This window comes from Bacillus sp. CD3-5 (assembly GCF_006349665.1).
Taxonomy (GTDB): domain Bacteria; phylum Bacillota; class Bacilli; order Bacillales; family Bacillaceae_G; genus Bacillus_A; species Bacillus_A paranthracis.
The window spans coordinates 46,179-59,985 of the sequence record NZ_VEPX01000006.1; the positions used below are offsets into that span (position 1 = coordinate 46,179).

Below are 13,807 nucleotides of genomic sequence, written 5' to 3' on the forward strand. Positions count from 1 at the left end.
AAAAATATATTGACACTACAAAATTTCAGTGCTAACATTCAACGTGTAATTGAATATGGTCTCTGTTAGGTGAGGCTCCTGTATAGAGAAACGCTGCTGCCCAAAAATGTCGAGAGACGCCAATGGGTCAACAGGAAAGGTCGGAATGAAGGCCTTTTTTAACGTAGCTGGTTTCAGTACCTATGCTATACAGTGCTAAAACTCAACGAGGGAGAGGTGCGTATATTTTGTCATACACAAAACTGTTTTAATCTATATTTACTAACAGTCTTTGTCGTGGACTCTTTTAACTACGAATTCAGACCTTTACTCGTTTTGAGTAAAGGTCTTTTTACGTATATATGCACCTTACTATGAAACAAACATAGCATATTCAGAAACTACTAAATTGTACGGAGGTGAGGAACAGTTGGCAATTGATGATTCGGCCCAGATACCCATATGTTTTACGTTAATATTTCATCATGTAGGTAGGAAAGAAACTGTTCCTCCTAATTTTAAATAGTCGAGTAACAGCTTGTTTCCTCCTTCATGAAAAAGGAGGAACTACCGATGTTAAATTTACAAAAACAAGAAACGAAACATTCATACGATCAAGATTGTATGAAAACAAATCACAAATTATTAGTGGAAGTCGCAACGCAGGATGCAAACAAAGCGTTACGACTTTTAGAAACAACAGAAAATGGACTCTCTAAAGAAGAAGCGTCTCGTAGACTTTCTTTATATGGCCTTAATGAAATAGCTCATAATAAAACATCACCGTGGTACATTCAATTTCTGCTGGCATTTAAAAATCCATTTATTTTTGTTTTATTAGCTCTCGGCGCACTTTCTTTTTTCACAGATGACATACAAGGAACGATTGTCGTATCTGTAATGGTAATGCTAAGTGCAACGATTCGCTTTTTACAAGAATTTCGTTCTCAAAAAGCTGCAGAGCAGTTAAAGGCTATGGTTCGAACAACGGCGAGTGTCTTTAGAATAGATGGATTTGTACACGAAACAAAAAATGTAAAAATTTTAAAGCAAACTGATACAACGGAAATTCCAATTGAGGAACTTGTACCTGGCGATATTATTTCACTTTCAGCCGGAGACATTGTTCCAGCTGATGTGCGTATTTTATCGGCTAAAGATTTATTTGTGAACCAATCTTCTTTAACAGGAGAAGCACTTCCTGTAGAAAAATACGAAAACTGCTACCATACAGAAAATAAACATCTATTACCGAAAAGCACGAAAAAAAATTACAATCCACTCGATATGGAAAATCTTTGCTTCATGGGGACAAATATTGTAAGTGGTAGTGCAAGAGCGGTTGTCATCTCCACAAGTACCGATACGTATTTTGGCTCTTTAGCAAATAAAGTAATCGGTAAGCGCGTAGAAACAAGCTTTGATAAAGGTGTAAACAAAGTAAGCTGGCTTTTAATTACATTCATGCTTATTATGGCACCTATCGTTCTTCTCATTAACGGATTCACAAAAGGGGATTGGCAAGAAGCTTTCTTCTTCGCTATTGCAATCGCAGTTGGTCTAACACCTGAAATGTTACCAATGATTGTGACTGCTAATTTAGCTAAAGGTGCCGTTAACATGTCTAAACAGAAAGTAATTGTAAAACAGCTGAATTCTATTCAAAACTTAGGTGCTATGAACATTCTTTGTACCGATAAAACAGGAACTTTAACAGAAGATAAAGTTGTACTTGTTCGCCACTTAGATCCTAATGGTAATACATGTAATCGTGTATTACACTTTGCCTATTTAAATAGCTTCTATCAAACAGGATTGAAAAATTTAATAGATAAAGCCGTTATAAAACATACAGAAGAAAATCAAAAATTTGATCCATCTGTTTTTCAAAAGCTAGATGAAATTCCATTTGACTTTGCTCGTCGGCGTATGTCCGTCATTGTAAAAAACAATTCAGGTGAACATACAATGGTCTGTAAAGGGGCTGTAGAAGAAATTTTATCTATTTGCAACTACACTGAAATAGATGGCAAAATTGCTTCTCTTACCGATGACATGCGCTTACATGTAAAACAACTAAGTGAAACTTTGAATAGTGAAGGTATGCGCGTTATTGCTGTAGCTTATAAAAAAATAGATCAACAAATAATAAAGAGTACGCCGTACAAGATGAAAATGATATGATTCTCGCTGGATATATTGGCTTTTTAGATCCGCCGAAACCATCTGCCGCTACTGCCATTCAAGCATTACAAAAACATGGTGTACAAGTAAAAATTTTAACTGGTGATAACGAAATCGTGACAAAAAAGGTATGTAAAGAAGTTGGATTAAATATTGGCGAGCCTATCCTTGGTTACGAAATCGATGCTTTACCTGATAAAGCATTAGCAAAGCTAGCCGAAGAAACAACTGTTTTTGCTAAACTAAATCCAATGCAAAAATCCCGCATTATACGAGTATTACAAGGAAACGGACACACTGTAGGTTATATGGGAGATGGCATTAACGACGCCGTAGCGTTACGGGAAGCTGACGTTGGCATATGTGTTGATACTGCAACTGATATTGCAAAAGAGTCTTCCGATATTATTCTACTTGAAAAAAGTTTAATGATATTAGAAGCAGGTATTTTAGAAGGACGCACTACATTCGGTAATATTTTGAAATACATTAAAATGACAGCGAGCTCTAACTTCGGAAATGTATTTAGTGTGTTAGTAGCAAGTGCCTTCATTCCTTTCTTGCCGATGCTTGCCATTCACCTTTTAATTCAAAACTTACTTTATGATATTTCACAACTGTCTATCCCATGGGACAAAATGGATAAAGAGTTTTTAGAAAAACCAAGAAAATGGGATACTGCAAATTTACGGAACTTCATTATTTGCATCGGTCCCATTAGTTCCATATTTGATATCATCACCTATGTGGTCATGTGGAACGTCTTCGGTGCAAATACAGCTAGCGAACAATCATTATTCCAATCTGGTTGGTTTGTCGTTGGATTGCTAACACAAACTTTAATTGTTCACATGATAAGAACACAGAAGATTCCATTTATTCAAAGTACCGCATCAGTACCGGTTCTTTTATTAACCGCTTGTATTATGATAATCGGAATTTATATTCCATTCTCACCACTTGGAGCAGCCGTTGGATTACAAGCATTACCACTTAGCTATTTCCCTTGGTTAGTAGGAATACTATTAGGCTATGCTTTCTTAACACAATTCCTGAAAAATCTTTATATTAAAAAGTTTCATAGCTGGTTATAAAAATGAGAATGAGCGGGTGCTTCCCGCTCATTCTCAAAAACATAACTTGGACTTATATGTATGGAGGTGACCATGATGGTATGGTATGACATTGTACTAAGATTATTTATTGCAATTATTGTAGGTGCTTGCATCGGAATGGAACGACAATGGAGACATAGGATGGCTGGGCTACGGACAAATGCTCTCGTATCACTTGGTGCCTGTATATTTGTTTTATTATCCGTCATGATTGATCACGATGCTAGCCCTTCACGTATTGCCTCTCAAGTCGTCAGTGGGATTGGTTTTTTAGGAGGCGGCGTTATTATCCGCGATGGTTTTAGTATTAGGGGGCTTAATACTGCGGCTACCCTATGGTGCGCAGCTGCTGTTGGTACTCTTACAGGCGCTGGTTTCCTCATTGCAGCTATATTAGGTGCAGCTGGTGTTTTACTAGCAAACATACTACTTCGCCCAATCGCTCTCTTTATGAATCAGAAATCAAAAGAAGAATCACCTGAACAAACGAACTACTTACTTTCTCTCACTTGTTCAGAAGAACATGAAGCCCATATTCGTTTTTTACTTATGCATATGGTAAGTTCTGAAGGCATTGGTTTAAAAGAATTGTATAGTGAGGACGTAGATTCTAATCAAAAAGTGTGTATACAAGCGACATTACACTGCAGCACAAATACAGCAGTCTTAATTGAAAAAATAGTGAGCAGAATGCTATTAGAATCTGGCGTTACTGCAGCTGGTTGGAAAACTTCATTAGATTTAGAAGCAAGTTAAAAATGAAAGGTGTCATGATATGTACAGCTTCATGACACCTTCTACATAAACTTACTTTCTAATTTTTGCTGAAAAGACTTTTCTTGCTTACGTAATAATTGACTACCTCGTTGTAAAAGCGGCATTCCATACTTATCATTAATTTGATCAATAACAGCAAGTAGCGGCTCTTCTTTCGCATCTTCTTCAAATGAAAACAAATCTAATTGTTTCACCGATTCAGTCTTCCACTCTATTTCAGTAGCTGTAACACCTAATAAACGAACGGAATCACCGTCCCAATGTTGCTTCCATAAACGAGAGGCTGCTTGAAAAATATCTCGTTCTTCCCAAATGGCATTTTTCAATTGCTTACTCCTCGTTACTGTCCGCCTATCATGATATTTAATCATAATTTGAATATTATAACTGACAAGAGTTCGCTTTTGTAATCTTTTACTCACTGATTTTGATAGCCTTTCTAACATATCAAGTAATTCTTTCTCTTCATCCATATCCTTTGAAAAAGTCATCGAATTACCAATGCTTTTATGTTGACCCATTTGACTCGGATCAACTTGCCTATCATCCATACCTTTTGCCCGCCTTTGTAAATCAACACCATGCTTTCCAATTTTAGCGCGAATGATATGTTCATTTCCTTTTGCTAACTGTTCAATTGTTTGTATATGAATATCTTTTAATTTCTCAACTGTTTTTTCTCCAATTCCATGCATCGCTCCAACCGGAAGCGGCCAAATCATTTTTGGAATATCTCGTTTTCGGAGCACGGTAATACCGAGAGGCTTTTTCATATCAGAAGCTGTTTTTGCTAGGAAAAGGTTTGGAGCAATTCCGATGCTACACGGCAACTGTAACTCTGTTAATAACGCTTGCTGAATCATCTTTGCTATTTCAAGAGGCGAACCGAGTGCGTAACAATCTGTAATATCTAAATATCCCTCATCTATTGATACTGGTTGTATTTTTTCCGTAAAACGGGAAAGGATTTGAAACATTTGAAATGAAGCTTCACGATATAATGTAAAATTAGGACGCCTTACAACTAATTGTGGACATAACCTTTTCGCTTCCCAAAGTGGCATCGTTGTACGTATTCCATATTCTCTCGCCTCATAACTACATGTGATGATAATTCCTTTTCTTTCTTTTTCATTTCCAGCAACTGCTAACGGCTTCCCCTGTAATGATGGGTCATGAGCAATTTCAACAGATGCGAAAAAACAATTCATATCTACATGTAAAATAACACGACCTTTTTTGGGATACATTTCTCGCATAGTACTCACCCCCCTAATCAGAACGTTCGTTCTTTTATTATATCAAATTTTGCACAATAATTATAATTATTACTTGTTCTTTTCTATCATATTGATTGCTATAATTTAAACAAAGTGGATATATTTGTAATCAGGGGTGATTATTATGAAATCGACTGATAAACTCAATTATACGTTTCTCGTAATTATACTAATCGTCGCAATCAATTATTTACTTCTTCCTATTTTTGATATGAACATAGCTGGTTTTCTCCCTCGCCTAGTCCATGTAGTAACAACTTACATACTGCCATGGATTTTCTTGTATTGGCTTATCCGCCTTGTAAAAGCAATCGAATCAAAATAAAAAGCGTGTAAATCAGTTGTGATTTACACGCTTTTTCTATTACATTACTTCGCTACTTCTTCAATAATTGCAACAACTAATTCTGCTGTTTTTGCTAATTCTTCAACAGGAATCTTTTCGTTTGTTGTATGAATTTCTTCATAACCAACTGCTAAGTTAACTGTTGGAATACCGTGTCCTGCAATTACGTTTGCATCACTTCCGCCACCACTTTGGTGAAGAGAAGGTGTACGACCAATTTTTTCAGCTGCACGTTTTGCAACTTCTACAACGTGATCGCCATCAGCAAATTTAAATCCTGGATACATAACGTTTACTTCAACGTCTGCATGACCGCCCATTTCTTTTGCAGTTGTTTCAAATGCTTCTTTCATTTTCGTAACTTGCGCTTCCATTTTTTCATTGATTAAAGAACGCGCTTCTGCAAAGATTTGTACGTGATCGCAAACGATATTCGTTTGTGTACCACCTTCAAAACGTCCAATATTTGCAGTTGTTTCAGAATCAATACGGCCAAGTGGCATTTTCGCAATTGCTTTCGCTGCGATAGTAATTGCAGATACACCTTTTTCTGGTGCTACACCAGCATGAGCTGTTTTCCCGCGAATAATCGCATTCACTTTCGCTTGTGTTGGAGCTGCAACAACGATTTCACCAACTTTTCCATCGCTATCTAATGCATAACCGTATTTCGCAGTAATGCGCTCACGATCTAATGCTTTTGCACCAACAAGACCAGATTCTTCTCCAACTGTAATAATAAATTCAATTGTACCATGAGGGATATTCTTCTCTTTTAAAACACGGATTGCTTCGAACATGGATGCTAATCCTGCTTTATCATCTGCACCTAAAATCGTAGTACCATCTGATACGATATATCCATCTTTAATAGAAGGCTTAATTCCATTACCAGGAACTACTGTATCCATATGAGAAGTAAAGTAAATTGTATCAACACCATCTTTTGTTGCTGGTAATGTACAAATTAAGTTACCTGCACCATGCCCAGTAACAGCCATTGTGTCATCTTCAAATACTTCTACACCTAAATCTGTAAATTTCTTTGTTAATACTTTGCAAATTTCTGCTTCAAATTTCGTTTCAGAATCTACTTGTACTAACTCCATAAATTCGTTTACTAAACGTTCTTGATTAATCATAAGACTGCGCCTCCTGCACTACCATTATGTATGTAACACTATTAATTATAACAGAATTTCGCAAAAGTTTCGAAATACAAGACAAAAAACAGACGGTTTATATGTCTAGATAACCATCTGTTTTCTATTACTCATTTAACAATACCCAGCGCATATGATCTTCCCACACTCCATTAACCATTAACATCTTCCTAGACACGCCCTCATACTGAAAACCTATCTTCGTCACGACTTGTATAGATGCTAAATTTCGTGGCATAATCGGTGCTTCTATACGATGTAATTGAAATTCCTCAAAAGCAACTTGAATCGCTTTTCTAAGCGCTTCTGTCGTATAACCTTTGTTTAACTCTTCCTTATCTAATTTATAGCCGAGTACACAAGATTGGTAAATTCCACGAACAATTAAATTAAATGAAATACATCCAATTATTTTCGTATCATCACCTTTTTTAAAAATCCAAAGCCTGATGATTTTACCTTCTGCGATCTCTTTTCTATCCTTTTGTAACTTTTTCTTTTGATAATCTAACGTAAAAAAATCATCCGGTCTATACTCTTCCCAGGCTTTTAAAAATTCACGATTTCTGTCGTAATATTGAAGAACTTTTTCAGCATACGACTCATCAATTTCCCTTAAATGTAAACGATTTGTTTCATATATTTTCATCATCGTATCTCCATTCTTCAGCTTGCATAACAAAAAACTTATACCCTATCATTCTTATATATTCTCTACGTACATACAAATTTCCTGTTATACTTTACACACACTTCTCGAATTTTGTCATTTCTCTCCCCCTTGTCCACAATATCATTTCTCGTTACAATGATATTGTACTGATTTGCAAGGAGGTTTAACGATGCATAAAAAAGCTCAAAAAGTTATGATTTATGTAATGCTAATTTCTATGCTTGTAACAACATTACTTGCTGGCGCAAGTATGTTTTGGTAAAAAGGACGATCTGTTCGTCCTTTTTTTTACTTTTTACACATAATAAAATAAACCATCTCGAAATCGAGATGGTTTATTTTATGTAAAGCACAATCGCTACAATACTAAAGAAAAATGACATTACAAGTGCTATCACAAAACTTGTATATTGTTTCTGCTGAAATGCCCCAATAACAAAAGTAAGATTAAGTAATGCCATACATACAATCGCTACAAGATAAGAACATATATTAAAAGTTGCCAATATGAATGTAATAATAAATAGAAATCCCATAAAAAACTGCATATACGAAAGTTTTGGATTCAAGTACATATGAGCAACTCCTTTATCTAATTTGATCTTTCTATACTCTCATTAACGCATGGTTATGTACACATGTCAAGACAACTTATTACAATAGAAAAAACCAACTTTTTCGTTGGCTTTTTCATATGCAATGGCTCCTTTTTCTTTTGCCAATTGCTGAAATGACTTTTTCGATTTTACAATCCACACTTTCGTTCCAATTGGAATACGATCAAATAAATACTCCACATCATTTTTCTTCATTCTTATACACCCTTGTGAAATATACTTTCCAATTGAACTCGGTTGGTTTGTTCCATGTATTCCATACTTACTCCCATCAGTTCCTCGTGCATTAAATCCCATCCACCTAGATCCAAGTGGATTTTTCGGTGATCCCCCTGGAATATCTTTTGCAATATAATACGGATCCTTTGCTTTCATTACAATATCAAAAGTTCCCTCTGGGGTTAATTCATTTGTTTTTCCTGTCGCGACTGGAAAAACCTTTTGAATCTTCCCATCGTCAATATAAGCTAGTTTATTCGTCGCTTTATTTACAATAATAAAAGGATCACCGGCACGTGGATTATCACCAAGGGGCCAAATAGGCGATAAAGAAAGACATAATAGGAAAGAGAGAAGATACGGCATAAATAATTCCTACCTTCTATATAAGTTCTTTTATATTATCCTTTCCCTTAAAACGACTTTTAATGAGTAAATATTGTTCCATTTCGTATACAAGTTGAACAAGTTTCGCACGTATCTCAAATTCTTCACGTGTAGCCGGCAATGGCATCTCTCTAAATAATTCTCTCATTTCTTGAAGCTGTCTTAAAGAAATAACCCCGGTACTCTGAGGGCTAATAGCATTACTAATGTTTTCAACCACATCCGCAATCATGTCAGCTTGTTCATATGTCCACGATAAAGAAGCTGCTAACGGAATCATTCGCTCTAAAATTTCGAATTGTTGCATGCGCATATTGAAATAGCGATAGTAATAGTCATCTTCTCGCATAAATGCATTCTCAAGTTTCTTAAACGATAAATCTCTAGCTTCATTTAGCATCTGTTCAGTTTCAATAAGTTCTGCCCCGCTCCAACTACTTTCTCGATTTCGTAAATACACAACCATTTCAAACAAAATCGTTTTAAAATTACTTTCTATTTTACCTTGATACTCTTTTAGCTTATTTTCACTACTTGGCATATACATATTCACTAAGAGAGCCACGCTAATCCCTATCGTTAATATCGCAATTTCATTTCCAACAATAAGCCATGTAATTTGTTTCAATGAATATAGATGCATCACAATAACTGAACTCGTGACAATACCTTCTTGAATTTTAAGCATAACTGCAGTCGGAATAAATGTAAGCAATAATAGGCTAATTGCTAGTGGTGTATATCCAATTGTTTCAAAAATACAAAATGCGAACACCATTGATAATACACAAGCTAAAAAACGATGTAACGATACTTGAAGTGATTTACGTTTCGTATTTTGTACACATAATATAACTAAAATACCCGCTGAACTATAAAATTCTAATCCTAATAACTGAGCAATAAAAACGGCTGCGCCTGTCCCTATTGCTGTTTTTACTGTACGGTATCCAATTTTGAACATAGCATTGCTCCTATATGTATAAACGTATTTACAGTTAGTATAAAAAAAGGATGACACAATGTCATCCTTTTCTACTTATTATTCACGTATCCTTTACATATTACAATATTTTTTGTAAAAATTGTTGCGCACGCTCACTTTTCGGTGCTGCAAAAAATTGTGCTGGCGCACTATCTTCTACAAGTTTTCCACCATCTAAAAAGAGAACACGATCTGCTACTTCTTTTGCAAATCCCATTTCATGTGTAACAATTGCCATTGTCATTCCTGTCGTAACTAATGATTTCATAACTTCTAACACTTCTTTTACCATCTCTGGATCTAGTGCTGATGTCGGTTCATCAAATAACATTACTTCTGGTTCCATTGCTAACGCTCTTGCAATTGCTACACGTTGCTTTTGTCCGCCAGAAAGACGATTCGGATACGTATCTTTTTTATCTAATAAACCGACCTTTTCTAAAAGTTTTTCGGCTTTCTTTTCAGCTTCTTGTTTCGTTACTCCTTTTACATTGATAGGAGCATACGTAATATTTTCTAATACAGTCATATGAGGAAATAGGTGGAAATGCTGAAATACCATTCCGACATTTTCACGGACGTGCATAATATTCGTTTTCGGATTCGTTACTTCTTCCGCTCCAATCCAAATGTGACCATTTGTCGGTGCTTCTAACACATTCATACAACGTAAAAATGTTGATTTCCCTGATCCAGACGGTCCAATAATTGCTACTACTTCCCCTTTTCCAATCGTTGTTGTAATTCCTTTTAATACTTCGTTTTTTCCAAATGATTTATGAAGGTTTTCAATTTTAATCACTTTTCTTCATTCTCCCTTCAATTGCCTTCCCGACTAATGTAAGAATAATGACTAGCATATAATAAATGAGTCCAACAAAAAGTAATGGTTCAAGATATTTAAATGTCTCCCCGCCTACGATGTAAGCACGGCGCATTAAATCCGTTGCGCCTATTACTGTTACTACAGCCGATTCTTTCGTAAGTGTCGCAAACTCGTTTACAAGTGCCGGTAATATATTTTTTAAAGCTTGAGGAAAAATGATATTTCGCATCATTTTTCCGTATGGAATTCCTAAAGCCATCGCCGCTTCTGTTTGTCCTTTATCAACCGCTTGAATGCCAGCACGGATTACTTCTGACATATATGCACCTGAATTTAAGCTAAATGCAAGTACAGCTGCTACGAATGCTGGTATTTCATAACCAATTATTTGCGGGACACCGAAATAAATAATCATTAATTGCAATACAAGTGGTGTACCACGGAAAATTGATGTATAAAGATCTGCCGCTATATTTAATGCTCGTATTCTAGCAATTTTGCAAAGTGCTAATAGCGTTCCTAAAATAAACCCTGCTAAAGCTGATACTGCTACAATTTTCAAAGTAACTTCTAAGCCTTTTAATATATACGGTATCGAAGGCGTAATCGCCGAAAAATCTAAGTTCATTCTTTTCATTCCCCTCACAGAAAAGTGAAAGGCAGCTTATTTTTCGCTGCCAAACCATTTCTTCACTAATTTATCCATTTCTCCATTTTCTTGCATTTTTTTAATTACTTTATTAAATTCAGCTGTTTTATCACTATTTTTCGGAAGGGCAATTGCTGCTCCAACTTCTTCTGGCGCTTCTTTAATTTCAATTCCTTGTAAATCTTTCATTTTCTCTAAATAATTTTTAGCAACTGTGTCTTCTATAATTGCAGCGTCAAAACGACCAGCTTTAATTTCTTGTACGATTTCTGGTATACGGTCACGTCCCTCAACTTTGAAATCTACTTGTTTTTTAAATTCTGCAGCTTTCTCTTCTTGAATAGATCCTGTTTGTACCCCTACTTTTTTCCCTTTTAAATCCTCTACAGATTTAATGTTAGAGTCCTTTTTAGAAACAACCATGTTTTTCGCAACAAAATAAATATCTGTGAAATCAACATTATTTTTACGCTCTGCAGTTGGCGTCATACCTGCCATTACGAAATCAACTTTTCCTGAGCTAAGAGATGCTAATAAACCACCAAAATCCATATCTTTCACTTTCACTTCATAACCAAGTTCTTTTCCGATATATTTAGCAACATCAACATCAAAGCCAATAATTTCATCACTTTTTGAAGCTTCTACGTATTCATATGGTTTATAATCTGCTGAAGTCCCCATAACCAGTACTTTCTTATTTTTCCCAGTAACCTTTTCTTCCCCATTACTACAAGCACTGAACATACTTACAATTAAAATAAGTGCAAATGATATTGATAATAACTTCTTCATCTTTCTTCCCCCTAATAATGTATATTTAAAAGTTTAATAGAATATTTATTCGATGTTTGTATTGTATCAGCACTTTCATTTTTATGCAATATATAAAATAAAAATAAATAAATTATCAGTACAAATACCATTTTGCATGTATAAAATACTGTATAAAAAACATAACTATGCATATCCCATAAGTTTTAATACTAAATAAAAAAGGCGGCACATCCACTTGAGTGTGGACGTACCGCCTTTTTGCTTATTTTTATAGTTCTTCGCAATTCTCTTCGAAATAAGATTGTAGTTTTGCAATAACTTGCATCGGTTCATGACCTTCAATTTCATGACGTTCTACCATTGTTACAATTTTTCCATCTTTTAATAAAGCAAATGATGGAGAAGATGGTGGGTACCCTTCGAAATATTCACGAGCTCTTGCTGTCGCTTCTTTATCTTGACCTGCAAACACCGTTACAAGATGGTTAGGTCGTTTATCATAATGTACGGAATGCGCAGCAGCAGGACGAGCAATACCGCCTGCACAACCACATACAGAGTTTACCATTACAAGTGTTGTTCCATTTCTTTTAAACGCTTCGTCTACTGCTTCTGGCGTCGTCAATTCTGTATATCCAGCAGAGACAATCTCTTCACGCGCTTGGCGGACAACATCATTCATAAAAAAGTTAAAATTAATCAATCTTTTCCCTCCTCTAAAACTACCTATTTGTATCTTACCAGTTAATGTTTATGAAATACAAGTAAGTTTACTTGTATTTCAGCATAGAAAAGGTGTTAGAGCTCTTGCTCTAACACCTTTTCTTAATGACCACGATGTTTTTGCTTTGCTTTTTGTACTTTGATTAAACGTCTTCTTTGTTTTTCAGCCTCTCGCTTCTCCTTAGATTGCACTTTCTTTTCTTGTTTATGCAGTTCATAAGATAAGCTAATTGCCTCTTGCGCCTTAGTAAAGCGGTTTACATTTACTTCTTTTGCTGCTTGTCGTATGATCCGCTTTATATTTTTGGGACGCTGTTTTTCTTTCACTTCCACGCCACATTTTGCAAAGTGCTGAAAATACGCTAACATTGAACCGTTCACAAATATAAGCACTTCTTCGTCTGAAGGTTCCGTTCCAAAAATATACCTCGCTCCATACAACTTCCCTTTTTCTTTACATGTAATGATTCCAACAAAAAATTGGCCATCGTGATATACTGTCAAATCCATTGACAGCCCCCCCTAAAAAAAATTAGAAATACGGGACATCCCGGAGGGGAAGGTTACTGACATGAAATCATGCGTCTGGACTACCAACCAGAACTATGTTTTTGTATTTCTTTCACTATTATTATATCTTTTTTTCCATAATCTTCATATATTCACTAATCATTTTTTTATGCGACCCAACAATATAGTCAGGTAGTTCTGTTAGAGGGAAGAATTTAAGCTGAACCGCTTCTTCTTTGTTCATAACAAAATCTCCATCGTATTCGTCCGTATAATAAGCGGTCGTTACAGATTGAAATTCATCACCGTTTGCTAATTTTGTAAAATAGTTCGCTCCAGAAAACACATTGATTAATCGTAGGTTCTTCACCTTTATTCCTGTTTCTTCGTATACTTCACGAAAAGCAGTTTCTTCTGGTGATTCACTAAGCTCCATTAATCCGCCAGGCAGCCCCCATTTTCCGTAAGGCTCTGTTCTTTGTTGTAATAATACATATCTATTTTCATTTATAACGAGTACAACAGCACCAACTAAAATTAAAGGGCGATGACCAACTATTTTCCGTAATTCTTCTACATATCCCATCGTATCCCTCC

General features: G+C 35.6%; 15 protein-coding genes, 1 pseudogene and 1 riboswitch. Of the genes and pseudogenes, 4 read left to right on the top strand and 12 right to left on the bottom strand.

The annotated features are described in order from the left end of the window. Positions 1 to 54: 54 nt before the first annotated feature. Positions 55 to 222: riboswitch (M-box (ykoK) riboswitch) on the top strand. Between the two features lie 330 nt (positions 223 to 552). Both mgtA and FH036_RS13530 read left to right on the top strand, forming a co-directional pair. Next, positions 553 to 3,257, top strand: a pseudogene (mgtA, locus tag FH036_RS13525) (magnesium-translocating P-type ATPase). Between the two features lie 75 nt (positions 3,258 to 3,332). After that, positions 3,333 to 4,034, top strand: a complete 702-nt coding sequence (locus FH036_RS13530; RefSeq protein WP_000262358.1) for an MgtC/SapB family protein — start codon at positions 3,333 to 3,335, stop codon at positions 4,032 to 4,034. 41 nt (positions 4,035 to 4,075) lie between these two features. On the opposite strand, the gene FH036_RS13535 is transcribed toward FH036_RS13530, so the two are convergent. After that, a complete protein-coding gene (locus FH036_RS13535; protein WP_139895877.1) occupies positions 4,076 to 5,314 on the bottom strand; it encodes a DNA polymerase IV in 1,239 nt (412 codons plus the stop codon). 145 nt (positions 5,315 to 5,459) lie between these two features. Here FH036_RS13535 and FH036_RS13540 point away from each other — a divergent pair, with 145 nt between their 5' ends. Continuing rightward, positions 5,460 to 5,660, top strand: a complete 201-nt coding sequence (locus tag FH036_RS13540; RefSeq protein ID WP_000842873.1) for a hypothetical protein — start codon at positions 5,460 to 5,462, stop codon at positions 5,658 to 5,660. A 44-nt stretch (positions 5,661 to 5,704) separates the two neighbouring features. Here FH036_RS13540 and FH036_RS13545 read toward each other — a convergent pair whose 3' ends face one another. Beyond that, positions 5,705 to 6,823, bottom strand: coding sequence for a tripeptidase T (locus FH036_RS13545; protein WP_139895878.1), 1,119 nt, complete (start codon positions 6,821 to 6,823; stop codon positions 5,705 to 5,707). A 127-nt stretch (positions 6,824 to 6,950) separates the two neighbouring features. After that, a complete protein-coding gene (locus tag FH036_RS13550; RefSeq protein WP_001993297.1) occupies positions 6,951 to 7,496 on the bottom strand; it encodes a GNAT family N-acetyltransferase in 546 nt (181 codons plus the stop codon). A 190-nt stretch (positions 7,497 to 7,686) separates the two neighbouring features. On the opposite strand from FH036_RS13550, the gene prli42 reads away from it, so the two are divergent. After that, a complete protein-coding gene (prli42, locus tag FH036_RS27125) occupies positions 7,687 to 7,779 on the top strand; it encodes a stressosome-associated protein Prli42 (protein WP_000549038.1) in 93 nt (30 codons plus the stop codon). Positions 7,780 to 7,852: 73 nt separating this feature from the next. Here the strand turns inward: prli42 and FH036_RS13555 are convergent, their stop codons facing one another. The 9 genes from FH036_RS13555 to FH036_RS13595 form a co-directional block, all read right to left on the bottom strand. Next, positions 7,853 to 8,092, bottom strand: coding sequence for a DUF3894 domain-containing protein (locus tag FH036_RS13555; protein ID WP_000281163.1), 240 nt, complete (start codon positions 8,090 to 8,092; stop codon positions 7,853 to 7,855). A gap of 66 nt (positions 8,093 to 8,158) precedes the next feature. Then, positions 8,159 to 8,719 carry a L,D-transpeptidase gene (locus FH036_RS13560; protein ID WP_001146556.1) on the bottom strand — a complete coding sequence of 187 codons (561 nt, stop codon included), beginning with the start codon at positions 8,717 to 8,719 and terminating at the stop codon, positions 8,159 to 8,161. A 16-nt stretch (positions 8,720 to 8,735) separates the two neighbouring features. After that, entirely contained in the window at positions 8,736 to 9,704 is a 969-nt protein-coding gene (locus FH036_RS13565) for an aromatic acid exporter family protein (RefSeq protein ID WP_000472677.1), read from the bottom strand. Between the two features lie 100 nt (positions 9,705 to 9,804). Continuing rightward, positions 9,805 to 10,527 (bottom strand): amino acid ABC transporter ATP-binding protein, encoded by a 723-nt coding sequence (locus FH036_RS13570; RefSeq protein ID WP_044793835.1) that lies wholly within the window; start codon positions 10,525 to 10,527, stop codon positions 9,805 to 9,807. After that, complete coding sequence (locus FH036_RS13575) at positions 10,520 to 11,179, bottom strand: amino acid ABC transporter permease (RefSeq protein ID WP_001046919.1); 660 nt, start codon at positions 11,177 to 11,179, stop codon at positions 10,520 to 10,522. The genes FH036_RS13570 and FH036_RS13575 overlap by 8 nt, the downstream gene beginning before the upstream one ends. Before the next feature lie 36 nt (positions 11,180 to 11,215). Further along, positions 11,216 to 11,995, bottom strand: a complete 780-nt coding sequence (locus FH036_RS13580) for a transporter substrate-binding domain-containing protein (RefSeq protein ID WP_000735480.1) — start codon at positions 11,993 to 11,995, stop codon at positions 11,216 to 11,218. A 250-nt stretch (positions 11,996 to 12,245) separates the two neighbouring features. Beyond that, positions 12,246 to 12,659 (bottom strand): BrxA/BrxB family bacilliredoxin, encoded by a 414-nt coding sequence (locus tag FH036_RS13585; RefSeq protein WP_001998211.1) that lies wholly within the window; start codon positions 12,657 to 12,659, stop codon positions 12,246 to 12,248. A gap of 143 nt (positions 12,660 to 12,802) precedes the next feature. Then, positions 12,803 to 13,210, bottom strand: a complete 408-nt coding sequence (locus tag FH036_RS13590; protein WP_000366594.1) for a YjdF family protein — start codon at positions 13,208 to 13,210, stop codon at positions 12,803 to 12,805. A 121-nt stretch (positions 13,211 to 13,331) separates the two neighbouring features. Next, positions 13,332 to 13,796 (bottom strand): NUDIX hydrolase, encoded by a 465-nt coding sequence (locus FH036_RS13595; protein ID WP_014481752.1) that lies wholly within the window; start codon positions 13,794 to 13,796, stop codon positions 13,332 to 13,334. Between the last annotated feature and the right edge of the window lie 11 nt (positions 13,797 to 13,807).

Coding starts and splice junctions, on each gene's coding strand:
- FH036_RS13530 (WP_000262358.1), top strand. CDS start 3,333: ATGGTATGGTATGACATTGTACTAAGATTATTTATTGCAATTATTGTA.
- FH036_RS13535 (WP_139895877.1), bottom strand. CDS start 5,314: ATGCGAGAAATGTATCCCAAAAAAGGTCGTGTTATTTTACATGTAGAT.
- FH036_RS13540 (WP_000842873.1), top strand. CDS start 5,460: ATGAAATCGACTGATAAACTCAATTATACGTTTCTCGTAATTATACTA.
- FH036_RS13545 (WP_139895878.1), bottom strand. CDS start 6,823: ATGATTAATCAAGAACGTTTAGTAAACGAATTTATGGAGTTAGTACAA.
- FH036_RS13550 (WP_001993297.1), bottom strand. CDS start 7,496: ATGATGAAAATATATGAAACAAATCGTTTACATTTAAGGGAAATTGAT.
- prli42 (WP_000549038.1), top strand. CDS start 7,687: ATGCATAAAAAAGCTCAAAAAGTTATGATTTATGTAATGCTAATTTCT.
- FH036_RS13555 (WP_000281163.1), bottom strand. CDS start 8,092: ATGTACTTGAATCCAAAACTTTCGTATATGCAGTTTTTTATGGGATTT.
- FH036_RS13560 (WP_001146556.1), bottom strand. CDS start 8,719: ATGCCGTATCTTCTCTCTTTCCTATTATGTCTTTCTTTATCGCCTATT.
- FH036_RS13565 (WP_000472677.1), bottom strand. CDS start 9,704: ATGTTCAAAATTGGATACCGTACAGTAAAAACAGCAATAGGGACAGGC.
- FH036_RS13575 (WP_001046919.1), bottom strand. CDS start 11,179: ATGAACTTAGATTTTTCGGCGATTACGCCTTCGATACCGTATATATTA.
- FH036_RS13580 (WP_000735480.1), bottom strand. CDS start 11,995: ATGAAGAAGTTATTATCAATATCATTTGCACTTATTTTAATTGTAAGT.
- FH036_RS13585 (WP_001998211.1), bottom strand. CDS start 12,659: ATGAATGATGTTGTCCGCCAAGCGCGTGAAGAGATTGTCTCTGCTGGA.
- FH036_RS13590 (WP_000366594.1), bottom strand. CDS start 13,210: ATGGATTTGACAGTATATCACGATGGCCAATTTTTTGTTGGAATCATT.
- FH036_RS13595 (WP_014481752.1), bottom strand. CDS start 13,796: ATGGGATATGTAGAAGAATTACGGAAAATAGTTGGTCATCGCCCTTTA.